The sequence below is a fragment of the Paenibacillus silvestris genome (assembly GCF_009882985.1).
Classification (GTDB): Bacteria; Bacillota; Bacilli; order Paenibacillales; family NBRC-103111; genus Paenibacillus_E; species Paenibacillus_E silvestris.
On record NZ_WTUZ01000005.1, the window covers coordinates 15,192 to 41,115 of the forward strand.

Annotated in this window: 27 protein-coding genes; 12 read left to right on the forward strand and 15 right to left on the reverse strand. The window is 41.6% G+C overall.

What is annotated here, in order from left to right:
• Window positions 1–33 precede the first annotated feature (33 nt).
• Window positions 34–1,869: a glycoside hydrolase family 97 protein gene (locus GQF01_RS01965; protein ID WP_161405216.1), complete on the forward strand. Its 1,836-nt coding sequence runs from the start codon at window positions 34–36 to the stop codon at window positions 1,867–1,869.
• Between the two features lie 296 nt (window positions 1,870–2,165).
• On the opposite strand, the gene GQF01_RS01970 is transcribed toward GQF01_RS01965, so the two are convergent.
• The gene (locus GQF01_RS01970; protein ID WP_161405217.1) at window positions 2,166–2,597 is read right to left on the reverse strand and encodes an SRPBCC family protein; all 432 of its coding nucleotides are present in this window, start codon (window positions 2,595–2,597) and stop codon (window positions 2,166–2,168) included.
• 134 nt (window positions 2,598–2,731) lie between these two features.
• Here GQF01_RS01970 and GQF01_RS01975 point away from each other — a divergent pair, with 134 nt between their 5' ends.
• The 5 genes from GQF01_RS01975 to GQF01_RS36565 all read left to right on the forward strand — a co-directional run bounded on the left by GQF01_RS01975 (window position 2,732) and on the right by GQF01_RS36565 (window position 7,440).
• Window positions 2,732–4,183, forward strand: coding sequence for a spore germination protein (locus GQF01_RS01975; RefSeq protein WP_161405218.1), 1,452 nt, complete (start codon window positions 2,732–2,734; stop codon window positions 4,181–4,183).
• Window positions 4,184–4,201: 18 nt separating this feature from the next.
• Window positions 4,202–5,296 (forward strand): GerAB/ArcD/ProY family transporter, encoded by a 1,095-nt coding sequence (locus tag GQF01_RS01980; RefSeq protein WP_161405219.1) that lies wholly within the window; start codon window positions 4,202–4,204, stop codon window positions 5,294–5,296.
• Window positions 5,293–6,387 (forward strand): Ger(x)C family spore germination protein, encoded by a 1,095-nt coding sequence (locus GQF01_RS01985; RefSeq protein WP_161405220.1) that lies wholly within the window; start codon window positions 5,293–5,295, stop codon window positions 6,385–6,387. The genes GQF01_RS01980 and GQF01_RS01985 overlap by 4 nt, the downstream gene beginning before the upstream one ends.
• Before the next feature lie 86 nt (window positions 6,388–6,473).
• Window positions 6,474–7,187 carry a 2,3-diphosphoglycerate-dependent phosphoglycerate mutase gene (gene gpmA / locus GQF01_RS01990; RefSeq protein ID WP_161405221.1) on the forward strand — a complete coding sequence of 238 codons (714 nt, stop codon included), beginning with the start codon at window positions 6,474–6,476 and terminating at the stop codon, window positions 7,185–7,187.
• A 130-nt stretch (window positions 7,188–7,317) separates the two neighbouring features.
• Window positions 7,318–7,440 (forward strand): hypothetical protein, encoded by a 123-nt coding sequence (locus tag GQF01_RS36565; RefSeq protein ID WP_268894315.1) that lies wholly within the window; start codon window positions 7,318–7,320, stop codon window positions 7,438–7,440.
• A gap of 84 nt (window positions 7,441–7,524) precedes the next feature.
• Here the strand turns inward: GQF01_RS36565 and GQF01_RS01995 are convergent, their stop codons facing one another.
• Both GQF01_RS01995 and GQF01_RS02000 read right to left on the reverse strand, forming a co-directional pair.
• A complete protein-coding gene (locus GQF01_RS01995; protein WP_161405222.1) occupies window positions 7,525–7,668 on the reverse strand; it encodes a hypothetical protein in 144 nt (47 codons plus the stop codon).
• Between the two features lie 136 nt (window positions 7,669–7,804).
• A complete protein-coding gene (locus tag GQF01_RS02000; RefSeq protein ID WP_161405223.1) occupies window positions 7,805–7,972 on the reverse strand; it encodes a hypothetical protein in 168 nt (55 codons plus the stop codon).
• Between the two features lie 111 nt (window positions 7,973–8,083).
• Between GQF01_RS02000 and GQF01_RS02005 the strand changes: the two genes are divergently transcribed.
• Entirely contained in the window at window positions 8,084–8,503 is a 420-nt protein-coding gene (locus tag GQF01_RS02005; protein WP_161405224.1) for a hypothetical protein, read from the forward strand.
• A 69-nt stretch (window positions 8,504–8,572) separates the two neighbouring features.
• Window positions 8,573–9,004 carry a hypothetical protein gene (locus GQF01_RS02010; RefSeq protein WP_161405225.1) on the forward strand — a complete coding sequence of 144 codons (432 nt, stop codon included), beginning with the start codon at window positions 8,573–8,575 and terminating at the stop codon, window positions 9,002–9,004.
• Window positions 9,005–9,146: 142 nt separating this feature from the next.
• On the opposite strand, the gene GQF01_RS02015 is transcribed toward GQF01_RS02010, so the two are convergent.
• The 9 genes from GQF01_RS02015 to GQF01_RS02055 all read right to left on the reverse strand — a co-directional run bounded on the left by GQF01_RS02015 (window position 9,147) and on the right by GQF01_RS02055 (window position 16,236).
• Complete coding sequence (locus GQF01_RS02015) at window positions 9,147–9,581, reverse strand: NucA/NucB deoxyribonuclease domain-containing protein (RefSeq protein ID WP_161405226.1); 435 nt, start codon at window positions 9,579–9,581, stop codon at window positions 9,147–9,149.
• Between the two features lie 194 nt (window positions 9,582–9,775).
• Complete coding sequence (locus GQF01_RS02020) at window positions 9,776–9,925, reverse strand: hypothetical protein (protein ID WP_161405227.1); 150 nt, start codon at window positions 9,923–9,925, stop codon at window positions 9,776–9,778.
• Window positions 9,926–10,333: 408 nt separating this feature from the next.
• A complete protein-coding gene (locus GQF01_RS02025) occupies window positions 10,334–10,618 on the reverse strand; it encodes a hypothetical protein (protein ID WP_161405228.1) in 285 nt (94 codons plus the stop codon).
• A gap of 312 nt (window positions 10,619–10,930) precedes the next feature.
• Window positions 10,931–11,728 carry a lipid II flippase Amj family protein gene (locus tag GQF01_RS02030; RefSeq protein WP_161405229.1) on the reverse strand — a complete coding sequence of 266 codons (798 nt, stop codon included), beginning with the start codon at window positions 11,726–11,728 and terminating at the stop codon, window positions 10,931–10,933.
• A gap of 507 nt (window positions 11,729–12,235) precedes the next feature.
• Entirely contained in the window at window positions 12,236–12,553 is a 318-nt protein-coding gene (locus GQF01_RS02035) for a hypothetical protein (RefSeq protein WP_161405230.1), read from the reverse strand.
• Window positions 12,554–12,722: 169 nt separating this feature from the next.
• The gene (locus GQF01_RS02040) at window positions 12,723–13,316 is read right to left on the reverse strand and encodes a chloramphenicol phosphotransferase CPT family protein (RefSeq protein ID WP_161405309.1); all 594 of its coding nucleotides are present in this window, start codon (window positions 13,314–13,316) and stop codon (window positions 12,723–12,725) included.
• 366 nt (window positions 13,317–13,682) lie between these two features.
• Window positions 13,683–14,471 carry a hypothetical protein gene (locus GQF01_RS02045; protein WP_161405231.1) on the reverse strand — a complete coding sequence of 263 codons (789 nt, stop codon included), beginning with the start codon at window positions 14,469–14,471 and terminating at the stop codon, window positions 13,683–13,685.
• Between the two features lie 359 nt (window positions 14,472–14,830).
• Window positions 14,831–15,157 (reverse strand): serine hydrolase, encoded by a 327-nt coding sequence (locus tag GQF01_RS02050; RefSeq protein ID WP_161405232.1) that lies wholly within the window; start codon window positions 15,155–15,157, stop codon window positions 14,831–14,833.
• Between the two features lie 29 nt (window positions 15,158–15,186).
• Window positions 15,187–16,236 (reverse strand): alpha/beta fold hydrolase, encoded by a 1,050-nt coding sequence (locus GQF01_RS02055; protein WP_202556002.1) that lies wholly within the window; start codon window positions 16,234–16,236, stop codon window positions 15,187–15,189.
• 371 nt (window positions 16,237–16,607) lie between these two features.
• On the opposite strand from GQF01_RS02055, the gene GQF01_RS02060 reads away from it, so the two are divergent.
• The 3 genes from GQF01_RS02060 (at window position 16,608) to GQF01_RS02070 (ending at window position 18,059) form a co-directional block, all read left to right on the forward strand.
• Window positions 16,608–17,054: a hypothetical protein gene (locus GQF01_RS02060; protein WP_161405233.1), complete on the forward strand. Its 447-nt coding sequence runs from the start codon at window positions 16,608–16,610 to the stop codon at window positions 17,052–17,054.
• Between the two features lies 1 nt (window position 17,055).
• Entirely contained in the window at window positions 17,056–17,280 is a 225-nt protein-coding gene (locus GQF01_RS02065; protein WP_161405234.1) for a helix-turn-helix transcriptional regulator, read from the forward strand.
• 68 nt (window positions 17,281–17,348) lie between these two features.
• On the forward strand, window positions 17,349–18,059 hold the full coding sequence (locus tag GQF01_RS02070; RefSeq protein WP_161405235.1) for a DUF4386 domain-containing protein: 711 nt from the start codon (window positions 17,349–17,351) through the stop codon (window positions 18,057–18,059).
• Between the two features lie 601 nt (window positions 18,060–18,660).
• On the opposite strand, the gene GQF01_RS02075 is transcribed toward GQF01_RS02070, so the two are convergent.
• The 3 genes from GQF01_RS02075 to GQF01_RS02085 form a co-directional block, all read right to left on the reverse strand.
• On the reverse strand, window positions 18,661–20,355 hold the full coding sequence (locus GQF01_RS02075; RefSeq protein ID WP_161405236.1) for a hypothetical protein: 1,695 nt from the start codon (window positions 20,353–20,355) through the stop codon (window positions 18,661–18,663).
• A 122-nt stretch (window positions 20,356–20,477) separates the two neighbouring features.
• The gene (locus GQF01_RS02080; protein WP_161405237.1) at window positions 20,478–23,270 is read right to left on the reverse strand and encodes a hypothetical protein; all 2,793 of its coding nucleotides are present in this window, start codon (window positions 23,268–23,270) and stop codon (window positions 20,478–20,480) included.
• Between the two features lie 656 nt (window positions 23,271–23,926).
• Entirely contained in the window at window positions 23,927–24,496 is a 570-nt protein-coding gene (locus GQF01_RS02085; RefSeq protein ID WP_161405238.1) for a TetR/AcrR family transcriptional regulator, read from the reverse strand.
• Window positions 24,497–24,640: 144 nt separating this feature from the next.
• On the opposite strand from GQF01_RS02085, the gene GQF01_RS02090 reads away from it, so the two are divergent.
• Window positions 24,641–25,570 (forward strand): ketopantoate reductase family protein, encoded by a 930-nt coding sequence (locus GQF01_RS02090; protein ID WP_161405239.1) that lies wholly within the window; start codon window positions 24,641–24,643, stop codon window positions 25,568–25,570.
• The last annotated feature ends 354 nt before the right edge of the window (window positions 25,571–25,924 follow it).

Here is a 25,924-nt window from a genome sequence, read left to right on the forward strand (position 1 = left end):
ATGATATCAAAGATTGGAAGGAAGGTGTTGTCGATGAACGAGGCAGTTCAGTCTATACGTAAGCAGATTTGGCACCTGTCATCCCCGGATGGCAGGCTGCAGGTCAACGTGATGTTGAGTGATCAAGGAAGCTTGTCCTATCAAGTGGAAATAAACGGTACCGAGTTGATTGCCACTTCTCCACTAGGAATTATTACAGACCGGATGGCTTTTACGGAAGGTTTAGAATTCATTGGCATAGCCTCTACAGAAATTAATGAGAGCTATTCGATGCCACATGGAAAAATGAAACATTGTGTCCATCAAGCCAATGAGATGGCGCTTCATTTTACTAAGCGTACGCATGCACTGCAGGTGTTCTTCCGGGCTTACGACGATGCGATTGCCTTCCGCTATCAAATGCCGGAAGAAGGTTACCTTCAGATACTCTCGGAACCAACGGGATTCGCGCTTCCTCAGGATCGTCTAATCAATGTGTGGGCGCAGAAGTTCATGGAGTGCTACGAGCGGACTTATGATCATAGCATGCTTGAGCTAATGGAAGAGGACGGCTATGCGATGCCTATGCTGTTCCAGATTGGCAACGATGGATGGATGCTTCTTAGTGAAGCCGGGGTCTACGGCAGCTACTGTGCTTCTCATCTGAAAGTAAGTAAGAAACATCCGCGTTTGCTTGAGCTTGCTTTTGCACCGGACCAGGAGGGACCGAATGTTACGGAGGGACCCTTCGCTACCCCTTGGAGAGTAGCCATCATCGGTGATGAGCTTTCGACGATTGTCGAATCCATGGCGGTCTTTCATTTGAATCCGCCGAGCGTGATTGAGGACATGTCTTGGATTCGTCCAGGCCGATCCGCCTGGTCATGGTATTCAGACAGTGCTTCTTGCAGAGATCAGGAGAAGCAGCTCCGATTCATTGACTTCGCAGCTAATATGGGATGGGAATATTCCTTGGTGGATGGCGGCTGGGACAGGGAGGAGAGCACGGTCAATGTGCCTGAATTGATCGAGTACGCGGAGACCAAAGGTGTTGGTATCTGGTTATGGAGTCATTTCAAAGGGCTTAAAGAGGAAGAAATGTGCCGGAGCAAGATGAGATTGTGGTCAAGCTGGGGTGTGAAAGGTGTCAAAGTCGACTTCTTCGACAGCGACTCGCAAGAACGGATTCAAGTGTATGATAGAATTGCTGAAGTAGCGCTTGAGAATCAACTCATGATCAATTACCATGGAGCAACGAAGCCCTCTGGCGAACAGCGGCGGTGGCCACATGTGATGACGAGGGAAGGTATATTTGGTGCGGAGTATTGGAAAAATCCGTTGAACGAAGGACCGAATGCTGTGCATAACTGTACGGTGCCTTTTACCCGCAATGTAGTCGGCTCTATGGACTATACACCTGTCACGTTCACCAATTTAACCCGCACCGGTCATTGTCATCAATTAGCGTTAGCAGTATTGTTCGAATCTGCCGTGCAAAACTTTGCAGACTCTATTGAAGCTTATGAGCAAAGTGCAGGGAAGCCTTTTCTACAGCAAGTGCCCACAACTTGGGATCAAACACTGCTGCTGGAAGGATTTCCGGGGCGATACGTCACGATGGCACGTCGGAGTGGCTCCGATTGGTTCGTAGGCGCAATCTGTGCAGCTAGCGGAAGAACTGCTTGTGTGAACCTCGATTTTCTCGAGGATGGGGTAGTCTACATAGCGGAGATATACGAGGAAGTGTTCGATAAGCTGGATCATTATCGGTTTAAACATGCCACCGAAATAACAATTCGGCATGAAACAGTCACCAAGAAGGATTCACTTCTTATGAAATTGCGAGTGAACGGTGGCAGCGTGATCCGGATTGTAAAAGCTTCTAATTGAAATCAAATACACCTATATTTGTGTCAAGAGTTAGCGACGCAAATGTAGGTGTTTATTCTATTTATTTTCATGTCGACATTTCATTGGTTACCAAGGGATTTTCTTACGATGCAAATACTATAACTTGGACGCTTCAAGTTGTACCCGAGCAGCTTGACTCCATGTTAGCTAGAATTCGTGTTGTGCTGGAAGATCATCAAAACTTTGAGGAGATAGTACCTCTCTGGTATAGAGAGCGTTAGTTCAGCAGGCGACAGGTCATGTCTGCCGCCTGCTGAACTAAATTCATGCACTTATTAATGCACTAGCGCTGCGCGTAGTGTCGTGATTCCGTGTTCAAGATAGCCTTTGAGACAAGTTAACGTATATACCCAACCTTCTTTGTTGCCTACAAGTAGTGGGACAGCATCCTTGTCATCTGCAAAACCTTCCTCGTTTATTTCAACTAGCGTGTTGCTCTCGTCTCTAACCGTGAAAGTTATGGAGACGAGGTGTACATCATTTCCATATTCCCATTCGAATGTAATTTTCTTATCAGTCTCAATTTCTTTAATTATAATTTCGCCATCTGCGTTGTATTCATCATAGCGCAGCTTGATTGTCTTGCCAGATGCCCAACGTTCGGAACTGGAAGAGAACCAGAAATTACCTATTTGATCAGGATCAACAAATGCTTCAAATACGTCATGAGCAGGCTTTGTAATTAGCATTTTTGTTAAATTGTTCATTCGTTACCCTCGCTTTATTCGATTAGTCAGAAGTAATACTGTTCCTCTGTATAGTATAAACACTTGTTTGTATAATTTTCCACTTAAAGTGACACAATGAGGTGAGAAATTATTTGAGAAAAGAGTGATTAGAAGTGAATTCATTCCCTCAATTATGGAAGGAGCTGAGCCAATCAGCGGATTTCGTATGCTACGAACATCGAATGAGTTCTAATTCTTTGTTCATCGGTTATTTTAAATCTCTCATAGAGCCGGATGTCTTGCATCAGCACATTCTGGGCTGTTTGAGCAGTAGAAAGGACCTATCCTTTGAGGATTTGTACACTTTAATACCCGTAGCTGAGAAAGAAATATCTTCCGATTGGGATCTCATCCAGAGCAAACTTTATATGGGATATGTAGCCATTCAAAAAGGTCAACACAGCCAACATTGCATTATGGTCAACGCGGCTGCATCCAAAGGGCGCAGTGTAACCATACCCGAAATCGAATTCACAGTGGAAGGACCGAGAGAAGCCTTTGTTGAATCTTTAGACGTCAATCTTAACTTGATTCGCAAGCGGGTTCCTTATCCTGACTTACGTGTAAAAGAAATCACCATAGGGGACATATCCAAATCAAGAGTTGCGATTGTTTACATAGAAGGAATAACGAACGAACAATATTTAAATACTTGCATTCAGCGCATACAGGATGTTCAATTCGATCAAGTTACAGATAGCACGTTACTTCAACAAATGATTGAAGATAATTCCAATTCCATCTTCCCACAAACCATTGGAACTGAAAGGCCTGATTACGTTGCCTGGGCCTTATCTTCGGGGCAAATATGCGTATTGAAGGACGGATCTCCCACGGCTTTTTTTGCGCCGGTCAACTTATGGCTATTTTTTATTACGTATGAAGATTATTATTTGCCATGGATCATTGGCTCAGCATTACGGATGATCCGCATGTTATCTGTCCTGTTTTCCGTCTATGCCTCATCCTTCTATGTAGCTGTTATGACCTATCACGGTCAAAGTATCTCTACGATATTCTTGCCAACAATCGTTTCCTCAAGGATCAATGTACCATTTCCTCCAATCATAGAAGTAATTATTATGGAGCTTGTTATAGAGTTGTTACGGGAAGCAGGAGCCAGATTGCCTACGAAGATTGGTCAAACCATTGGTATTGTTGGAGGTATTGTGCTCGGTACTGCAGCAGTTGAAGCTGCCCTTACGAGTAACTTTTTATTGATTATTGTAGCGTTATCGGCGTTGGCTTCGTTCACAACACCTATCTTTCGAATGAGTGCGACTATTCGAATTCTTCGCTTTCCCTTTATCATCGCAGCACAGATATGGGGACTACTTGGTATTTTTATCTGTACACTTGCACTAGTTGCACATCTTTTGCGACTAACATCACTCGGTATGCCTTACTTGGTGCCTTTTTATCCTTTCCGTACATCCGATTTATATGATACAGTGATTCGTCCACCTTATTCAAAATATCATCATCGATTTAGCTTTTTGAGATCACCAAAACCTGAAAGATTCAATAAGAAGAATGCTAACTTAAAAAGAGACATCGATGAATGAATCAGCTCTGGGAGTGAAATGAAGATGAAGTCAACGGAACATCTGCGATTTACCATATCACCCTATCTGGTATTCGTTTTGATTCTATCGATGCAGTTCGGACCTGAGTATCTCTCCATGTCTAACAGGCCGATTCAAATAACCGGCCAAGACACCTGGATATCTGTCATCCTTTGCGGTGTCAGTTTCCAAATCGTGATTTGGATGATGTATCGAGTTCTTAGCCATAATGAGACGGATCTTACCCATATTCATCAACAATTTTTTGGAAAATGGGTGGGAGGAGGGCTTAACTTTCTCTTTATCCTTTACTTCCTGCTGAACGCAAGTTTTCAACTGCGTTTCTTTATAGAAATCATACAAGTCTGGTTATTTCCTGATCTTAAAACATGGTCGTTGGCACTAGTTATGCTCCTGCTTGTTTATTATATTGTTGCGGGAGGTTTTCGAGTCATCATCGGTATATGTATGTTCAGCTTAGTACGAATTGTGACCTTAGTGGCCATGTTTTTTCCAGCGGCGATGTTTCATTATAACAATTTAACCCCCGTATTCGATCATTCGTTAAAAGATATCATCCAAGCAGGTAAGGAGATGACCTTTCCCTTTTTAGGCGTAGAGATCCTTTTATTTTGTTATACATTCATTAAATCACCAGAAAAGTCTCATAAATGGGCCTATTTAGCTAATATAACTACAACCGTTTTTTATCTTCTAATCATTTTCTTTTCGTTACTTTTGTTCAAACCGGAACAATTAGCAAATGAAATATGGCCACAATTGACTAAATACAAATTTATACATTTTCCATTTATTGAACGATTTGAATATATCGGAGCTGCCTCACAGATCCTATGGATCATTCCAATCATTTGCCTCAGTCTGTGGACTTCAAGTCGAATATGTAAATTTGTTTTTACAGTGAAACAATTGTCTATCTTACCGGTTTTATTAATACTGGTCTTTATTGCAGTTAGTATTATTCCAGGGCGTAGTCAGACGGAAAGTGTTCAAGCATTGTTATCGAAGACCGGATTTTACTTGGTTTATGCCTATATACCATTTGTATTTATATTTGACTTTGTCAGAATGAAAGTGAGAAGAGCTGTATGATGCGGTTTTTTTACTTATTATTGCTCATTAGTTTCCTTCTGACGGGGTGCGTAAAACAAGAGGTTTTAGAGAAAATCACCATTTCGTTTGTATGCGCCTTCGATGAAGCTTCTGACGATGAAATTGAATTTACCTTAGCAGTGCCTAAGTTTCAGCCCGGCAAATCTGGCGTCGTTTCCAATAACTTGTTTTCTAAAGTGGGGCATACAACTAGGAACATTACAGAGTTAATGGAAATGCAATTAAACCGGCCAATTAAACCTGGAAAACTTTCAGTGATTTTAATTGGTAAAGACTTAGCAGCCAAAGGTTTAGCAGACAAATTGGATGTGATCTTGCGCGATGCTCAGGCATCACGAAAGATCTACATAGCTATTGTTGATGGAAAAGCGAAGGATTTACTGGAAGCGGATTTCAGTTTAAATGAAGAGAAAGGGATGTTTCTCTATCACTTACTCGATACCAACATACGTACGGGACATCTACCAAGGCAGAATATTCATGATTTTGAGTACTCCTATTTAGGCAAAGGCTTAGATCCTTTTTTACCACTTCTTACTTTGCAGCAAAATAATCGTGTTCAGATCTCTGGTTTAGCTTTATTTAAAGGTGATAAATATATCATGTCATTAAACGAATACCAGATGAGAGTCATGAAACTTCTTCTAGGCAATGAGCGGTACGGTACCCTTGAAACAAAGCTGGAAAATGGACCTTACATTGCTGTGAAAAATATAGCTTCAAAAGTGGATTACCAAATCGGGGAAGAATCTGAGAAGGCGGAAACGAAAAGTCCTAAAGTGACGATAAATCTTAGCCTAAAAGCAGAAGTTATTGATTCAAAGGGGATTCAATTAACTACCCAAGAGCAACAGAAAATCAAAGAGAGTCTAGAAGAGGATTTAACAGAGACGGGAAGGGATCTTCTGCAGCTATTTAAAAAAGAAGGAATTGACCCGCTGGGACTAGGTGATTTCGATAGAAGTAAAACACGAAAGTGGAACGAAGAAGCGTGGATAGAAGAGTATCCAACGATGAACATTAAATTGAATGTTAAGGTGAATCTTACAGAGATGGGGATTCGGAAATGATTTATGTGAACGAACGAGAAAGAAAATGGGGAAAGTAATCCTAAAAAAACTAGAATACCGTCAGTCGGTATAGAAAGGACTTTATTATGATCAAACTTGTGCTCATTCGACATGGTCAAAGCCAGTGGAACGTTGAAAATAGATTTACCGGATGGGCTGATGTCGATTTAACGGAGAGTGGGTTAACTGAGGCAAGGAAAGCGGGCATAATCCTAAAGAACCATGGATTCATCTTTGATGTAGCCTACACATCTGTTCTGAAAAGAGCAATTAGAACCTTATGGATTATTCTGCATGAAATGGACTTGATGTGGGTCCCCGTTTCCAAAACGTGGAAGTTAAATGAAAGGCATTACGGTGCTCTTCAAGGATTAAATAAAGAGGAAACAGCCGCCAAGTTCGGTAAAGATCAAGTGAATATTTGGAGAAGATCGATGAATGTGAGACCACCTGAGCTTGCCGCGGACGATACGAGAAATGAGACTTCAGAGCCCAAATACCAGGAAATAAAGGAAGGCGAATTCCCGCTTACGGAGAGTTTGTTGGATACGGAGCAAAGGGTGTTGACATATTGGCATGAAATCATTGCACCAACCCTTAGAACAGGCAAACGGGCAATTATATCATCCCATGGAAATACGATAAGAGCATTAGTACATTATCTTGATCATATATCTCCAGACGGGATTGCAAGCTTAAATATCCCCAACGGCATTCCGCTTATTTATGAACTGGATGATGAGTTAAAACCGATTAAACGTTATTATTTGGGAGGCGAAGGCGATAAAGACAGCAGTTAGGTAGAAGTTGGTGTTTAGAAGTTTGGTGTTTGATGCTGGATGACATGTTCACAAAACCCGTATTTTATACATATGTACACAATTGTGTTTTAAGGGGTACATCGATATTTTCCACTGTGTTCCGATAAATGTGACAAGAATCTATTCCGATTCAATTCTCCGATTCTTTAAGTTAAGTTTTGAACAAGTATTTGCCCCCTATACAACGTCAGCAGCCGGCATTATTAACCGGCTGCTGCACTGTCCCATTTAACTTAACGTGACCTTGTCTTATTCATGATACAGTAGTAATGTATTTAATGTATCTAAACCTTAGGCTGCTCCTAATTACTATGACTCACTTGTGTTCGACGAGCGCATCCAGCTGATCCTGTGTCACTTTGCCTGTATCGTATAAATTCCGCGTCTTCTCGTGGTAACGAAGCGTCTCCGTTGCGCTTTGCAAATCCTTCGCGAGCTGTTCCTTCGTTGCTGCAAGCACAGCGATTTGCTCTGCTGCAGGGTGCTAATTCGGGATTGCGCTTGCTCCGTTACCTTATGCGCCTGTTCAACAAGCGCGACGGCCTAGAGCAAATCCTACGAGCGGCTGCCCGCCTTCGCCTCTTCCCACTTCGCCTTCACTGCTTCAACAGCTGCGGCCGCTTCCTCGACCTGAAGGGCCGCCATTTTACTTCCTCAACCGATAATTGCTGAACCGTTCCGCCAAGCTCGTTTTGAATCGGGACCCTCCCAAGTACTGCAGCTCCTTCGCTTACTCGATCCTGCTTTAATTTGCAGATCTCCATCCATACATCCTCCATATCGTAAAAAAATGCTTATTCGTCTAATCGCAACACCGTCGCTATGAATATACTGTCTACGATCCGAAACTATGAACGTAAGAGAGAGTGATTCATATGGCGCCTGTACAGACTTATTACACATACCTCGATCCGAAGTACAAATTCAGCCTCCAAATCCCAAGCTGGTGGAAAAATTACATTGTCGTTAAAAGAAGAAGCCTGCCTCGTAATAGCGACAACATCATTTACATCGTTTCGTTCAACTTTAAGTACAAAGGAAAGGTGTATATCGATGCATTCAGCCTCGTCGTGTTCCGAATGACGCTCCGAAAGTGGCGGGAGGACGGCTATGACGAGTCGCCTTATTCGTTTCTTAAATCGCGAAACGGGCTTATTTTTGCGGGTTCGGTGCCGGGAGAGCCGCCAGACGAATTTTTCGAAGATGAGAAAAAATATCGAATTCCAAGTCGCCTGCTGAGCCGTATGGTCAACGATGACGTTCCAAAAATCGAGAAATCGTTTAAGTTTGTATAAAAACGGTAAGGACTCGCAACAGTCGAAACCCGCCAGAAATGGCGGTTATTTGGGGAAAGGATGAGGAAAATGGAAAAGATGACTTTCACGTACCGCGACCCGAAGTATAATTTCAGCATCGACATTCCTACCTGGTGGAAAAAATACATTGTCATTCGCACACACACACCGCCAGGCAATAGCTATAATGTCATTTACGATGTAACGATTGACTTTAAATACAAGGGAAAGGTATATATCAGTCCATATAGCCTCCTCGTATTCAAAATGAGCCTGAAAAAATGGCGTGAAGGCGGCTATGATAATTCCTATTATAAGTTTATCACATCACAAAGAGGACTTATCTTTGCGGGTAACGTACCGAGCGAGCCCCCTAGTGAATTTCTAAAACAAGACGGGTCTGACTATGATTACAAAAAATACGGCACACCGCTCCGCCTGCTTAGCCGTATGGTGAATGAAGATGTTCCGAAAATCAATAAATCGTTCCGGTTTGATTAAAAGTTAAAAATTTCCGGCCCTGCAATTGCAGGGCCGACAGGAAGAATGTTGATTAAGTTTCATCTATCGTTCGCCGTTAGCGGAATTCGCACCCGAATAACTCTCAGGTGCTTTCTACTTTATTACTTATTTCAAAGCTAATTCACTTCACTACAATCAAAATTCTTGTTCCATTCTCATATTTCTCTAGCTGATTGGCAATCCAAGACCCAGCTCCACGATTATCAGCAGGGGTTACATACTCTATATCTGCACCTTTCCCACCTTCAGCACACATAGCCATAGGGAATTTATCGCGATCATAACCCTTTTTAGTTGGAACGCCTTTGAGTGATTCTTTCCTGTTTTCTTCTGCACCTTTTCGGTCAATCGTGCAGATATTTGATTCTCCATGTTCTTTGGCTGCCTTAATATGTGCCGCGGTCTCAGGGAAACGATCTGATGGTATAGCGACTGTGTATTGGATTGAAGTATCGTTAGATGTAGGGGAAGTACTTAGTAAATGATTCTTATAATAATATGACAAACCAAGTTCCAGCAATATGATAAGTGTCAAATATATTCTGAACTTTGTCATATCATTCGATATCTACTTCAAGTTCGAGTTGTCCCTTTTCTGGCATTACTATTTGAATGTTAATCGATGTACCATCTTCTAATACAAGAACTAACTCTTCCTTGTATTCCTAAATTGAAGCTGCAACAATCTTCTTATTGAGTATCTTATCGAACATAAAGCTCTCTCCTATGAAACTAGTATTTCAAAACCTATTAAATCGTTCCTTTGAGCATTTTCTCAAGTCTTACTTTCTCGGATTCGATTTCCTGAATCCTCTCATCCAATTTATTTCTCTCCGCTTCGGCACTCTGTTGCTCATCAATTAGTTCTGCTAATTTTAGTTCAATTTCGAATTTTGTCATTTAAGTTCAGCTCTCCTTTAAGGTTGTTAGGCGATAAATCCCACAGCGATGGTTTTGACGTAGGAGTTGTCAATTCGGTAGAATTGTCGAAGATCCTTTATGAAAGACTAATAGCTTTTTTCAGTCAAGCATATCCCATACGCACCCAAATGCCGATGCCATTTTCATTTTTGTTCATTAAAAACACTACACACAGAGATTATACTACCCTCCATTATTTCTAGAAGATATCCCCAGTATCCTGCCATTAGCTGAGAAGACTACCGATTTATTGAAACTACAGCCTTCTCATGATGTTCATTGAGCTATAGTTCGCCGTTAGCACCATGATTCGTGCCAAATGCCAGAATGTGAACATGATGTTATTCCATGTCGCTACCCCTACCTACAATCAAAGCAAACTTACAATCACTCCTTAATCTTTCGTGCGATGATTTCATAATTCTTAGCCAATACCCAACCATTCATTCCATATGCTGACATAATAATAATGTATTTATAACCACCTTCAATTAAGGTTTGTTCCATTTCATCATCTGAATCATACATCATTGGCCATCCAGAGGATTTCTGCTTTCTTAATAGTTCAGAATTTCCTTTGATAAACTTAGGAATATCTGATTCATAAATTTCAAGAATAATACTGCCTTTCAATTGGTGTTCAAAAAAATGATTAAACACTTCAGTAAACACAATATCCGTTTCCTCAAATCTCCGACCTTGGGCCGTCGGGAATGAGTTCAAGTTCTTGTCAAAATCGGGAATGGGATCAAGTTCTTGTCACCCGACATGCCATAATTCAGATAATGATTCAAACTGTTTGGATCAAAGCCACTTAAATTAATAAGTTCTCGCCTCTTATCTCAAAGTGAGCAGATAAACGTCTCTCCTGTCTTCAGACCAGCAGAATAACACCACATACTGGAACTATCGTTCTTTCGTTAGCTCAACGTTTATCTGTTGTCCCCGATTATTACTAATTCAGACAATTAGCCTCTATAAATTCTATAAGTATGGGACAATTGTTTTTATCCAATATGCTGCAGGTATTAATATTATTTGTGCTAATAACGTACCACAAAATCTTGAGAACATAAGAGCACCAAAAACTTTATTAATTGATGATAACTTCGCTTTTTTACTCAGAGCTTTATCTGTCAGTAATGCAACTTGCGGATCGATCAGTAAAGTCAATAGAATAGTAGCCACTCCGTTTATTAGTCCCGAAGATTGAGAAGCCCCAATGCTATACTGCCCAGGTAAAAATGTTGCATATAAAGCTGCCAATACGCCTACGGTATAAATAGCGGTCACAAAACAGTTCATAATCATCAATCGCTTCGGGAGCCCACCTGCACGGAGACGTTGAACCATTTCCCACTTCGGCATTCGAAAATGATAGAAAGAATGTTGAATGACATCAACTCGGAGTACGTTTTGAATCATTTTCGGGACTGATCCGGCTTTCTCCAGATGTGATACCATACGTCCAGCTAATGCTGTAATAGTAGGATATAATGCTATTGCAAGTAGAGTACCAAGGGCAGCAGCAGTTAATATAATCCTAAAGCTCCCAACTAAGTTATACTCTAAATGCTTCTTGGCAAAATCAACGACTTTGCCGGTCATCGTTCCCTGAGCAATATTTGACGTTCTCGATATAAGAACAATCATACCCGTTAAAGAAAGTGCTATTGCTAACTTTCCTGATCGAATCCCCGCCATTCTCACCGCGTATGAGAGTGTTTCAGCAGAATGGATAATCAACGTAAGCAACGATATTAAAACTATACGTTCAGTCATTGTGAATGGCCTCCCCGTTTGTTGCTTTTATTTATAAATCTCTCTCAAATTTAACTTCCTTACATATAATAACCTAGCTATTTCTTCCAAAAAAGAGAAACTCGCTTAATATTTATTTCTTATTTTGTTCTTAGTGCCAACTCCGTTATCCATGACCTTGTATTATGAGGTCTCCACATCTTTTAATTAGATCTTAAAGTTCGATAAAAAAAGCAGGATGCCGTGGCACCTGCTCATTGATAATCTTATTAAACAAACGTTCCCCGTTAGCTTAAATCTCAAATTGTCTTTTATGATATTCCATACCCAAATGTGCAAAAGGAAAATGGTCCACATATGATTCTTCTACATAAACCATACCATCATTTCTCCTCATGAGGTATGGTTTTTCACCGTTTGATTCTAAAACAAAATTACCTGTAAATATTTCGAGTAAGGGACAGCTGCCTGCCGTGGCGAGCTGTCCCTTGTTTTTGCACTATCGTTTTGCGTTAGTTCAATCGCTGACTAACTTTTACTTTCAGAACCAATACTCATTTTGCTTAGATAGTCATCTAGATGCACATAAAATTTATCGAATGCTGCTTCATCATCAATGCAATTACTTTGTATTATTTGTGCCCAACTATGGACTCCATGGAAATTATAAATATCCTCTATATATTCCTGAAATCCGGGCATATTGTAATAATCCCCTTCAATATCAAACAAACAATACTGATAACCATGAAGAAAGTGCCAAAGAGGTATTAACGACTTTGTTCCGATAAATAAACCAGGTTGTTCTTTAATTTTATTTAACAGTAAAATTAACCTACTATCCAAACTAAAGCTATCATTCCTTATTTTACCACATATATTGGAAGTAACTGCCCATTATTCCAACGGATAACGGCAGACGATCGTAACTAGCTACCATCGTTATTGAACTATAGTTTCTCGTTAGCTTAAGGACCGAGGGTCAAATATGTTGTTATCTGATTGATTCGCATTATTATGAAACACTAATCTCTTTTTTACTAATTTTTTTAAATGCAGAGTAATCCCGATCAGACTTAATAAAACTTAATATCTTTTCGGCACACTCTATTGGATTCAACTCTTCAGTATTTACTTCAAGGTCATATTCATTAAAACGATATACTTTGCTAAACTGTGAAGCTGCTAGTCCAATCTGTCTATCTCCTCTTGCTTGCTCTCTTCTTATGAGTTCTTCTTTCGAGCATATTACTCCTATAAATAATGTTGGCTGATCAAAAAATTGATCAAGAAACGCATTAAACCTTTTGTCATTGTTGAGTACAGTATCTGCTACTACATTAAAACCCAATTCTAATAACAATTTAATTGTCGCAAGGTACAATGTGAGAATGGAATCATCAAGTATTTGTGAGACAACTTGATGATCTATTCCTCTTGGCGGTTCATCTGGAAATTTATTATTAATAAAATCATTGTAATTATTAAAAAAATCATCAATTGATAAATGATAAAAAGGAATCTCTTTCTGATTTATCAATTCTGTCGATATGGAGGTCTTTCCAGAACTTGAAGTTCCATTTAGAAAAACTAATATCCCTTGCTTCAAATTAATCATCCCTTCAATTAATAATCATTGCATATCTTTAAGATAACGACCATACGAGCTTACTTGTTATGGGTTCTTCTTCTAATTTCATCCAATAGCAAAGCTAATCTAATCTCTATTCACCATACTACTAATAGCACTTTAATTAGTAAATCTACAATTTTCCATAGAATAGATATACACTTTTCCCCTATATGCATGTACACTTTTTTAAAATAGTGCTACTACAAATAATTAATTGCCAATGTGACTACTTGCTTACTGTCATGTAAATCGAGACCACGGCATAACTGCCCGTTAGCACAGCGAACAAAAAACGGATGCATTGGCAATGTGAATTAAACTGTTATTTGCTTATCCTCAGAATTAACTTTTCGATTTAATTTCAATCGTTTCATTCTTTGGTCTTACCCAACGTTCACCTTGAGGGAGGTTAATCTTATACCAAGTAATTACATTAGCGGGTAACGGAGCATATTGCCACTTAGCAATTGCTTGTACAGTGCCAGACTCCAGTATTTCTCCCTTGCCATCTTGTTCATAAGGTGTTAAAAAAACGGTCTCAGATCCCATTAACTTTAGTTTAAAATCGATTGTTTCGGCATGAACATCCTCCATTAGGGCTGGATTTACAATCCATTTTGGTCCCAACCACGTATCAACTTGATACCACGTTCCAGCTTGCCCAGCTGCACTCATGGCATTTATAACGTATTTTGGTCCGTAACGTATTGTAGAAGTAGAGAGTATCCCTTGAGGTGCAAGCATTAAATTTGTTTTAGTATTGATGTCTGGCTGGTTAAATAAACTTACCGTGTTTAAGAGCGTTAGCGTGCTCTTTCTTTCCTCAAAAAAGCCATATATGACTTTATCATCATCACGTATCCAACGTTCTCCTAGCCAAGTCTGCACCTTTAACCAATCCTCAGGACCTATTTTGTCATAGAAACTGAAAGGTGAGTTCGGGGCAAGCTGCACATTCTGATAAGGCGATATGGCACCAAGATGATTGCTGCCTCCATCATCTTCAGAATATAAGTTTGTTTCTTGGATAATAACAAAGTTCATGGGGGGTGCTTCAGCGTGTGTAGGATACGTTGAGCTCATAGTCAACAAGAAAGTCGTTAGGACTAGACCAATAAATTCCTTTTTCATTCTAACTACACTCCTTTATAATCTTGATGACAAAAGGCAATTGCAGAACTCTGTCACTTCACAAATACCAATAAGTATGCACCCTAAAATTTTCCATTATAGAAATAGACGCAAAATTCATATATAAAGTTTCGAAATAAGAGCTCAGTTAGAACTTTATTAAACTGCCCGTTAACGTAATGGAAGCTACCGTTCATGCCGGCAGCCTCCATTAGTTGTGTTTATTGAGCTATAGTTCTGCATTAGCGTAGAAAAGTTCTGTCGCTATGTATTTTTATCTGGATAATTTTCAAGATCTTCTCTAATTTCTTTTAAAATGAACAAAAAAGTGACCCACAGCAACGGGCTGTGGGTCATAACTATTTATATTTTAAAGGGGGTGATGGTGTAAACCTCTTTAGATTTTCATGAACACTTAGAACTCCTTGTTCTTGCAACATCAATATAGCCATCGCGATAAACTCTTTCGTTATTGATCCAATTCTAAATTTTGTTTCCGTAGTATTTATTACCTGGTGCTCTCGGTTCGCGTAACCATAACCTTGATTAATTATGATTGCATCACCTTTTGAGAGTAGCGCACTTCCGCTAAATTCATCTCTACTCTGTAATGTGGATAATAACTTATCTAACTGATGTCCGAATAAATGACGACAAGCTCCCAAACGGCGAAACGCGGCAGCCATTCAGGGGCTAGTAGTGAAGCAGGGAGGGTTTAACGGAAAAACTCTCTGAACAGCTTAATGGCGGCTTGCGGGTTCTCCTCCATGATCCAATGTCCAGTTTTCTCCAGCTTCACAGTCTTTGAATTCGGCGCATGCTCTTTTAAGAACTGCTCCAGCATACCGTAACCGGACACGCCACCGATACCGAGCGCGGGCACGGACAGCGGCTTGTACGTTTTAAGCGTTTCGATATCATCCCTAAACGACTTGTACCATTCATTACCGGCACGAAGCGCATCGGGCTGGGAATAAGCTGCGAGGTAAACCTCGCGTTCCTTCTTGCTGAGCGCATCCTTGGTGTAGCCCATATAATCGTAAATCCAATTATAGACGAGATCGAGTTGTTTGCCCTGCAGCATCTGCTCTGACAAGCCAGGGATAGTATTAACAGCAAACCACCAGTAGAACTTAGCTCGTTCGGGGTTGCTCTCGTCGTACACGCCAGGAGGCGGCAAGATGGGGATTTTCAGGAAGTTATCGTTCGGATGGGAAGCATCCATTAGGACGACTTTCTTCGTGGCCTGCGGGTAATTGGCTGCATATGCGTAAGCGATCGTCGCTCCGATATCATGTCCTGCGATGTTGATGCTCTTGTGGCCGAGCGCTTTGGCCAATTCATAAATGTCCTTTGCCATCGTCTTCTTGTCATAGCCCGACTGAGGCTTGTCCGAGCTGCCCATGCCCCGGTATTCCACGACATAGACATGATAGTACTTGGCCAGCTCCGGCATCATTTTACTGAATGAATACCAAGTTACAGGCCAGCCCGGCAATAGAAACAGCGGTTCGCCCTTCCCGCCCTCGACATAGTGAAGCTTAACGCCGTTCGCTTCCATGTAGCCGTTCTTGAAGCCCGGAAGCTCTTTGATGAGCTCCTCGTCGGAATACGCATTACCGTGCATTGGCTCTCCTGCAGTGGTTATTGCCATTTTCTTTGGATTGACATCGGCGGCGCGAGCGCAGGCCGAAAGCAGCATAAGCGCCGTGATCAGCAGTATTGCCACGCACTTGGCCGGCCATCTCAATTGGTTCCCGAACATCGTATTCCCCTCCTATGTACATTCATCAAGGTTATGCTCATACGCTTAACTTACATCTGCTATCATTTCCCTTATCGAACAACGTATGCAGAGCCTAACAAGGTTATTTGACTGGGTGTCGATTGAAGACGTCTGAAACCATAGCTATGGTTGTAAAATTGAGGTCCAATTCCCGAAAGGCGGCTCAAATTTATAAACACTCATAATTTTGGTAAGGGTTTTTACGATCTAATCTTATAATGTCTTCACGTATTGATCTTTCAGCCATCAATCATGTAAATAAAACTTGACTTTATGGTTAATAATGGTAATAATATGTATATAAAACTTTACTTTATGTAAAAAATATTATACAGGAGGCGAATACCACTTTGACCTATCAAGAAAAGAAGAGCATTGTATCGTTGATCAGCACCATACTTATTTTCGGATCTTATTACTTGTACATGTATCCGCAGTTCCCAGAAGGGACACAAGAGTCGACGGAAACCTTTCACTTTTGGGGTTCTTTCGTTCTGATGCTGATGTTGGTTTCAATAATTGCTCATATCATTATCAGCATTATTTTTAACATTATCTTTCGAATAACGACCAAAGAAAAGGAACCGAAATTTGCGGATGAATTAGATAAGCTTATTGAATTGAAAGCGAACCGAATTTCTTTTTTCGTGTTTATTATCGGCTTTCTTTTTGCCATGGTTTCGTTGGTCATAGATCAGCCGTCGCAGGCAATGTTCATGATCCTGATTGCCTCCGGATTTCTCTCTGATTTAACCGGTTCAATTACAAAACTTTATCACTATCGGAAAGGAGTCTAATATGGGCAAAAAACTTGTCAGCAATCACATACGAAAATTACGATTCAACCATGATGAAATGACCCAACAGCAGTTGGCTGACAAGGTGGGCGTAACCAGACAAACGATTGTGGCCCTAGAAAAGGGCAACTACTCCCCCTCTCTTGAATTGGCTTTTCGTATTGCTCTCGCCTTCAACTTACCTTTGGAAGAGGTATTCTTTTACGGGGATAGCACACAGATATAAGAACTAGGAATATAGGAATATCATTACTCATACTGACTATGTATTTAGAGTGAAAAAGGAGGTAAATAATGAATTCAAACAAAAAAACTGCAAAAATTGTGGGAGTACTTTTTATACTTGCAGCCGTTAGCTCGATGATAGCTGCTTTTGTTTTATACAAACCTATCCTAAATGATCCCGATTACCTGATTCAAGGTTCTAAACATGCCAACCAGGTGATACTGGGAGCGCTTATGGAGTTAATACTTGTTGTATCAGCGGTTGGTACTGCAACTACAATGTTTCCGTTATTAAGAAAGTATAATGAAACGATAGCTCTTTGGCATCTTTGCTTTAGGTTTCTTGAAGCGGTTATCATTACTGTTGGTGTAATCAGTGTATTGTCTCTGGTGACGTTAAGCCGGGAGTATGTAGCCACAGGAGCCTCGGAAATAGCCTCTTTCCAAGTTTCAGGCACTTTATTAAAAGCGATACATGACTGGACATTTATGCTTGGCCCTCTTTTCATGCTGGGCATCAACACGATGATGTACAGTTATATTTTTTATAAATCTAAGCTCGTACCTAGGTTTATATCCTTATTAGGTATGACAGGCGCAACTCTTGTTTTTATTTATGCCTTGTTAGTCATGTTCGGTGTAATTCAACAAGTATCTGTTTGGGGTGCTATTTTAGCGCTACCAGTAGCAGCCAATGAAATGATTCTCGCGGTATGGCTCATCTTGAATGGATTCAATGAGAATGCACTTGCTTCTATGCCACGTAAATCAACCCATTAGCTGAGAAGGCTGCCGTTCTATGCTGTCGGCAGCCTTCTAATGGTGTAAATTGAGCTCATAGTTTTCCGTTAGTTAATAAGGCAACTGTACGCACTTACTGAGCAAATATACTAATAAATAAAATAGCTCCAAAAAAAACCGAAGTCGCGAATATGAGAAAGTCACCTTTAACTTTGTTTAGAATTGCTCGAATTGTACGAATGCCTTGTCATTAAACATTGGATTGCCTAATATATCACAGAAATCATACTTCTTACCCCTTTTATTATATTCTTCTACCGCTGGAGCAACCCAAATATCTTTCTTACTCTTACCTTTAAATGTTGCCAAGAACTTTATCCCAACTTGAGGACATAAAAAGAAAAAGCCGCAACACATGCGACTTTTAATATAACCATGTTCTTGTCAACCGACACATCCGTTATCCGGACCAGAATAACAAATTTCTCCAAAAAGAGTACAAATCAAAGTAGGCTACCTCTACTCCCACGGACAATGGCAGCCGATCATGTACCGGCTATCGTCAGTTTAATTCCCTGCTCAAAATCGAAAACACACTTCTTAAGAAGCGAGGCGTGTTTTTCCACGTGAATTCCACCGTTTATTTTCTCCGAGCTGCAGCGTAACCAATGCCGATTTCGTATATTTTGTTGTGTGCTTTTTTTCCTGCCTCTTTGTCTTTGGCATCTACAAATTGAGGTATATTTGATTTTTCTGGAGAGGCTGATTGTAAATATGTGTTAGACATCCTAAGCCAGCTCACTTGATCGTCATTTCCTTCTTCAATCCATCCTGATTTACCAGATCGTGGGGCGGAAATTCTCCTCTTGTCGATTACGCCAGGCAAGTCTTGTAAACTTAATCCTGCCTCCGCATATACGAACTCCAATCTTCTTATCATAGTCGTACCTGTTTCTTTGCGCCAGTTATCCCAGGTCTTAGTTGTATCGCTTCCAATCTTAGGCTGACCATAGACCCCACCACTATCCCTTCCCACCCCATCAATTACCCATGTGTTGATCCAATTACTATTGCAATATTCATTGCCGCCTCCATATAACGAGCGAGAGAATTTCTCAGGCCATTTTTGATAAGATTTAGGGGCTGCTAGTAACAACGTAGGGATGACCGCTGCACTATGGCAAACTACTGTTGTAATGCATTTTTCAGGAAAGCCTACGGGGCCCATGATTGAACGGGCCTCCTCTATTCTTGGATATGGAGGTTGCAAGCGTATTTTGCTCGTTCCCATATACTGCCGGCTTAATGTGAGCTTATTGCTCCATAGGAACCGTAGTACTTCAGCAATTAATCTACCGGCACCGTCACGATGAGTGAATGGGTCACGAAGCACTCCTGAACCATCGTTCAATAAAGGCGGCGATATGGTGATTACGATCGGCCCATAGGGTCCTTGAAACAAGTCCTTCCGAGAGGCATATAACTGATAAACAATTTTGTATTCAATTAAACTGCGATTTGAGGTTAATTCTACATATGCCTGCCTGCATTGGCTCAGTTCATATTCACCCTTGTTTTTGTTTTTCGGTATTTGACCCTCATTAGCTACACAACCATAAGGATAGATGCCAGTAAAATTCCGTTCATCGGCCGGATACCTCGGAGAAGATGTATTCGGGAGGATTTGCAAAACAACGGGAGGAGAATCTCCCATATAGTTGTGGGGTGCCCACACCCCAATTAAAAATCCAGGGCCTGAAAACTTCCCATATTCGAGCACGAGCCAGTTCCCTCTATCCGCGAGTCTGACAGGAATCTTTTCTGTTTTAAATCGATCCCAATCTGGACTATTCGGATCTCCGATTGCAGGCTTCTGAAGGACTCTCATGTGAACATCTGCGTTTAGCAAGTTAACTCCCCGATAAATATTATCTGTTACCAATACGCCCATCGGATTAAACGTAGGCTTTACGATCGTATTTTCTGGAATGTTCACTATAGGTGCAAATCGAATGTTGCCGATCGGGATCTGCAGGTTTACGTTCATGTCGTTTTCAGTGAGCAGCCAATCAGGTTTAGTGCAAACCCATCGAAATGCCGGTGTTTCTGAATTGAACTTTAATGTTCCCCATTCGGAAATGTAATCTGACGATTTTACTGTAATATCTATCATGGTAAACCCCGGTTGGAGATCAATCGTCGTTGGCGTTCTCAACTCTTCCAGAGATTGTATTGCATCAGCACCTCGCCAGATTTTTACCTTTACGGATGCATTAGAAATAAGCTGATTGACAACATTTCGAATTTCAATGGTTATTCTAGAAGGAGTCGGCATTTTGGCATGCACCCTTATAAGTTATTATTCTTCATCAAGGACTAATTTGGTAGCTTCATAGTCACCGCTAAAATCTGGTCTCTAGGCAACATAGTTATAGATTGCGAGTTCGAAAACACTTGCTAATCTTCGTCTTCGACGAGCAGATTCATCGGCTCGTATTCGACAGCGACAATCTGGTCGGTAGGCAGGATAGTAATCGCTTGGGTGAACGGTTTGGAGGAATCCAGACTTTCGTCGAAGCCTCCGGCCAAATGGCTGAATCCATGCTCATAGACTTGGTCGGATTCCAATACGCTTTTGAAATTGCGATTGGCTTGCTCCATCTCATCGGCGACGATCTCGAGTACCTCGCCAATTTTCTTGTCTACGAATCTTGATTCGGTCCCAAGATAATCGTTGTCCCAACCGTCATTCTCATGATCGTTAATCGACTTGAGCCAATTGAGGGCTGCCTTCTCTCGTCCCGAACGAATGGGAATAACCGCTTTGACCCACGGGGCATTCAAGAACGCATTGCGCAGATTATCGCCATCCAGCTGAAGCAACCAGCCTAATGAGCTCCCCAATCGAGCCGCAGACGATTCTTCGGTAATCCGATAATTCGCGTCGCGGCTATTCTTGCTGTCCGTCCATTTTACGACGTCTTTCTCGGTCAGAGTAATCGGAGTTTGGTTCGTAATATTATTGATATCCGTGCTCGTGGTGATTAGGTCCGTCGAGAGGCTCATCTGCGAGGAATGCATGCGCGGCATCCACCATTCCGGCGCGACGAAATACAGCATGCCGTCTACATCGAAGAGCGAGCGGACGATTTCGGAACGCACGTGAGCCAATCGATCGTTCGCCGGATTGTTAGAGCTTTTCTTTAAGTCCCAACTATCCAACATGAGGCGTTCTATTAATTTCCGATAGACGACTATACGTTCTTCTTCGCGCAGATCCCAGGAAGGACGCGGCTTAATATTGCTGGCGTCGCTAATTCGTTTGCGAACGGCATCAGCATAGGCTTTGCGCGTAATTTCGTTCCGATCGGAATCGTATTTGCTCCTGTTAGTAGTGTTCACCATTATCACGGCATCTTTTGCGGCTTGACTAGGTGTATAGACCATCTCGAAGTCCAGCTTCACGAAGTTCTCGCCGGCAAAGTGCACTTGATCCAGAACGATATGGAGATTATTATCCCCTACGATATCAGCCGTACGAACGACCGCCCTTTGATGAGACGGAACTCCCTTCAACCGAATGCTGTTTTTATCTAATTCGTAGTCCTGTTTCGGAGGCGCATCAAGCGTGCATGTGAATTCGATAATGAGCTGACTGTCATTGTCGTCCCCGACATCGTGTCTGCGGCCGAGCAGCGGGCTTTTGTCATCAGTCGGGATCGCATGTCCTTGGAATAAATACATACATTGATTATCGTGGTAGTCGAGGATGGGCATGTAGGGAAAAGGAACGGTGAAAGTCTTCAGTTCGTTCGTAGGAGGTGGAATTTCAACAGGCACGGACAGATTGGATAAGTCGGGTGATTCGCTCATGTGCACCAATTCGGCCAAGCCCAATTGCGCGCCCGGATCGTCGATGAACATTTGCCAGCAAAGCTGCTGCCCGATGTGTTGCGTTTGGACGCCGATTCTCCTCATTTTGCGTCTGAGCTCGTAGTTGATCAAGGTATTGTTAGGATTCACGATAATGTGCCTACGGCTGGTCATATCCGTCACTTCGGTCGTCGTTTTGAACGTGGATTTGAAACTTTGCTTGATTTCGTTGGACAATTTATGGGTTTGCTCCCGGCTTTGCTTGTGCATCGTTTCTTTCGCGTTCGATTGGTTGGTTTCATTGCTGAAGTTCGCCGAGGCCGTGCTTTGTCCGAAGAAGGTTTTACCGGTCGTGCTCGCCGAGACGCCCATCTTCGTGCTGCTGCGGTTTTCAGCCTTGACCGCGTCGCTGATCTCGTCTTTGTCCGTGGTATCGTCATCCGACCGACTGGTCGTTTCCGTAGAAGACTCCAACGTACGTTCGATGACGGTTTTGCGCGTGCTGACTTCATAGAGCTCGATCGTCGTGCCCGGTGCCAGCCATACGTGCTCCACAGGCTCGCCGAGGAACGATCCCAGATCAAAGAAGCATTGGCGGAACAAATCGATTCTACCGATAGGCGACAACGCGCCGTCTTTGTTCCTAGGGTCGATCGCGGCTAACGGGTCGAGCAGATTGGCCAATGGATCGTTTGATCGGAAGATGTCGCTGATCGGAGCGGCCGTTTTGACATCGAATAGCTTCGTTAAATCATCTGGGCTAAGTCCGGCCTCCTTATTTATGCACATGAGCAAAAAACCGGCGATCTGCGACTCGTATTTCATAATCTCCAGATACTTCTGTCTGTACTTATTGCTTAGTACGGCTGCGGATTGATGAGTACGCGCCGCCTCAAAATTCAATTGTTCTTTAACGAGCGCGGTCAGGGTCTGGCTAACGGTACGCAAGGCGGTCGTATGTTCATCTTTCAGCTTAAGCTCTTTGACGATCTCCTCCCATTGGTCACCCGAGGGAAGCTTTCCATTATTGGCAGGCGCATCTATGAATGCTTGAACCTTCTCTCTTAGCAAGTTAAACAATTCGCTCTTCAGATCTTTGGTCAGGAACACTTTATAAGGAGATTTCTCTTTTCCCGGAAGCAGCGACGTAATTTCGAATACATCCAAAGCGTCGCTGATAAAATTCATCGATTCGGGAGCAATGCGACCGTCAAAAATCTGCTTCATGCGAGAATCGACGACGAGTCCACCGCGCTGGATCCATTGCTTGGTCAGCTTGGACTCCCATCCCAAGAACGGCGTGAAATTCCCGTACATCTCGCTTGCGTACGGAGGTGTGCCATTATACTTCTCAATACCTTTATCAAGCTTGATCATGAACGTCATCTCCCCTTGAATTGGATGATACATTTTGGATCAGCACAACTTCAGGTTACTTGAAATCAATTGAAAAAGGTGTCGAAACTAGGAATGGGTAGGAATAAAGATGGGATGCGGTTTGAACAAATATTAGTTGACATGCCTCGGACATCTTCGATATGCTTGCAAAATTCCTTCATTAGTTCTTAATCTAGTTGTCAGTTGATCAAACCACAAATAAAAAATCACTCCATGTTTCGGAGTAGAATTTATTACTTGATCTCGTCTATTATGAATTAATTTATTAAAAAATTTAAATAAAGCTCTTTATCATTTATACTCATTCTCGGTTCACTCCACATAAAATGCTTTTTACAATCTTTCCGAGGTTTCACATAACGTTGTTGTATTCACGAACCTTCTCTGGCTTAGGCCGAATAGCGGCGGGTCCGACGCACTTAGCCAGTGCAGGGTTTGTCTGCCTGATCTACCTTCTCCGAAATGCCTCGGGCAGACCAAGGGGCATTAGCCCCTCAGTGTGAATACGGTGTTATATGCTGTTGCCGTCTTCTTTGAGTTGCATACATACGATCTTTAGTTGCTCTTCATATTCTTTCTTATCGAATTCCAATTGTTTTAAATTAGTGTAATCCCAATACCCTTTTGATCCGCCTTTACCCTTCATTGACTGTGCCAAAGATATAATACGGTTTTATCCCATTTGCAAATAGGCTATCGATCAGCTTGACCAATTCTTCCGACGATAAATCTTTGCCGTTGCGTATCCAAAGGCGAAACAAAGATATTAATGTTGATATGTAAAACTCAATTAGGTATGGCGCTAAGTTATCATTTGTTGGAAAGTCCGCAATCAATCTCTCAAAGGGAATTTCTCTTTTCAGGCGTTCAACAAAATGAACAGAACCATAGTCACCCAAGAGGGCTTTAAGGACTGAAATTTCTTCGGTATTTTCCAAGCATTGAAGTGCATCTTGGAAAGTATGCGTAGAAAACTCTCTGCTTGTTATCTCCACGTTAATGGATTTCAAAACATTCTCTTCAACGTAGTCCAACAACGCATAGATATCTGTAAAGTATTGATAAAATGTACTGCGATTATATCCTGACTTGTTAGCAATCTCTTGAATAGATATTCTTTCAATTGGTTTTTGGCTATATAAATCACAGAATACATTTATAAATGTTTGCCTTGTTTTGTCCGTAATTTCAGGTTGCTTGTTCATTATTTGCCTCTTTTCTGTTCAATCGATTATCCGACAGATATTAAAAATTTGATGGTTGATGACCGTTTAGTGAATGCATAAAATATTATACAACACGTTGTTGGATCATCAACAAGGATTATCAACTATTATAGGGAGGCTAACATGAGAATTTTATTCTTCGGTAGAGGTGTAATATCGACCCAATATGCGTGGGCTTTTGAACAGGCAGGGCATACAGTTGATTTTTACGTTAGAAAAGGAAGAAAAGAAACCTTCGGAAGCAGTATAGAGCTTGAAATGTGGGACGCACGAAAAGGGAAAAAGCTCATAAAAGAAAGCTGGAACGTCAAACTACATGAGGAGATGCTTCCAAATTATGATCTTATTATTGTGAGCGTCAACACGGAACAACTTTCGGAAGCTGTACAATTCCTATCAACTGCTGCAGGAAATACCCCTATCCTTATATTCAATAACATTTGGCAAGATTTGAAATCATCGATCGAACCATTGTCTATGAACAATGTTGTCTTTGGCTTTCCCGGAGGAGGCGGCGGCATAGCGGACAATAGGCTTAGAGGTGGCTTTTTGAAAATGATATTTCTTGAAAAACCACGGGCAGGCACTGAGTATGTTAACCAATTGGTCAAGGAATGCTTTGAAAGTGCCCATTTTAAAATTAGTTGGGTAAAGGATATGCAAAACTGGCTATGGAATCACTTTGCCATGAATGCAGCTATGGAGACCGAGGTGTTAAAACGGGGAAGTTTTCCAGCGCTCTTGAACCATAGGGACTCATTTGCAAATGTTGGGTTAAATATGAGAGAAATGATCCCTCTACTTAAAGCAAGAGGTGCAAAGCTTGATGCCATTTCTCTCCTGCTGACTAAAATTCCACCGGTACTTCTCGGCACACTTTTTAACAAGGTTATTTTTGTAAAAGGCAGCTTACCGCGACTTTTTGTGGAATACAACAACAGCAAAGCAGGTTTTGCGGTACTTGAAGTTGTGAGAGCAGCAAACAAGGTAGGCGTACCTTTGCCACGTCTTAGATTGGCATTTGAAAATACCGAATATGCAAAAGAAATATAATGAAGCCTTCGATGGTTTCTAGTGTAAGCCAAATCTGCTTCTTGGCATAAAAATACACGCCCAAGCATGCATCGGATTACCCATAATGAAAGGCCGCCAGATTGGCAGCCCACATGATGTTATGCTCTTTCCCGTCAGGAAATTTAACGGTCAGAATTGATCATCCAATTGCCCAGACTCCCTTCGCGTTATCCATATCGATCAAATCAATCTCGGGCATATGTCCGTGATGAACCGTAGGCGCCGCACCGATGACAGCTCCCGCCCCATTGGCGAATGCTTCTCCGCCGGTAAATACAACAAACTTGTTTGAAACATTTTTCTCTTCAACATATCGTCACGTCCTTATTTTAT

Bases quoted from the DNA above. Each gene is read 5' to 3' on its own strand.
- GQF01_RS02085 (WP_161405238.1), bottom strand. From the start codon at position 24,496: ATGAACAAGCAACCTGAAATTACGGACAAAACAAGGCAAACATTTATA.
- GQF01_RS01985 (WP_161405220.1), top strand. From the start codon at position 5,293: ATGATGCGGTTTTTTTACTTATTATTGCTCATTAGTTTCCTTCTGACG.
- GQF01_RS02010 (WP_161405225.1), top strand. From the start codon at position 8,573: ATGGAAAAGATGACTTTCACGTACCGCGACCCGAAGTATAATTTCAGC.
- GQF01_RS02080 (WP_161405237.1), bottom strand. From the start codon at position 23,270: ATGATCAAGCTTGATAAAGGTATTGAGAAGTATAATGGCACACCTCCG.
- GQF01_RS01980 (WP_161405219.1), top strand. From the start codon at position 4,202: ATGAAGATGAAGTCAACGGAACATCTGCGATTTACCATATCACCCTAT.
- GQF01_RS02090 (WP_161405239.1), top strand. From the start codon at position 24,641: ATGAGAATTTTATTCTTCGGTAGAGGTGTAATATCGACCCAATATGCG.
- GQF01_RS02050 (WP_161405232.1), bottom strand. From the start codon at position 15,157: ATGGCTGCCGCGTTTCGCCGTTTGGGAGCTTGTCGTCATTTATTCGGA.
- GQF01_RS01965 (WP_161405216.1), top strand. From the start codon at position 34: ATGAACGAGGCAGTTCAGTCTATACGTAAGCAGATTTGGCACCTGTCA.
- GQF01_RS02045 (WP_161405231.1), bottom strand. From the start codon at position 14,471: ATGAAAAAGGAATTTATTGGTCTAGTCCTAACGACTTTCTTGTTGACT.
- GQF01_RS02000 (WP_161405223.1), bottom strand. From the start codon at position 7,972: ATGGAGATCTGCAAATTAAAGCAGGATCGAGTAAGCGAAGGAGCTGCA.
- GQF01_RS02030 (WP_161405229.1), bottom strand. From the start codon at position 11,728: ATGACTGAACGTATAGTTTTAATATCGTTGCTTACGTTGATTATCCAT.
- GQF01_RS02065 (WP_161405234.1), top strand. From the start codon at position 17,056: ATGGGCAAAAAACTTGTCAGCAATCACATACGAAAATTACGATTCAAC.
- GQF01_RS02020 (WP_161405227.1), bottom strand. From the start codon at position 9,925: ATGACAAAATTCGAAATTGAACTAAAATTAGCAGAACTAATTGATGAG.
- GQF01_RS02075 (WP_161405236.1), bottom strand. From the start codon at position 20,355: ATGCCGACTCCTTCTAGAATAACCATTGAAATTCGAAATGTTGTCAAT.
- GQF01_RS02070 (WP_161405235.1), top strand. From the start codon at position 17,349: ATGAATTCAAACAAAAAAACTGCAAAAATTGTGGGAGTACTTTTTATA.
- GQF01_RS02055 (WP_202556002.1), bottom strand. From the start codon at position 16,236: ATGTTCGGGAACCAATTGAGATGGCCGGCCAAGTGCGTGGCAATACTG.
- GQF01_RS02015 (WP_161405226.1), bottom strand. From the start codon at position 9,581: ATGACAAAGTTCAGAATATATTTGACACTTATCATATTGCTGGAACTT.
- gpmA (WP_161405221.1), top strand. From the start codon at position 6,474: ATGATCAAACTTGTGCTCATTCGACATGGTCAAAGCCAGTGGAACGTT.
- GQF01_RS02005 (WP_161405224.1), top strand. From the start codon at position 8,084: ATGGCGCCTGTACAGACTTATTACACATACCTCGATCCGAAGTACAAA.
- GQF01_RS01970 (WP_161405217.1), bottom strand. From the start codon at position 2,597: ATGAACAATTTAACAAAAATGCTAATTACAAAGCCTGCTCATGACGTA.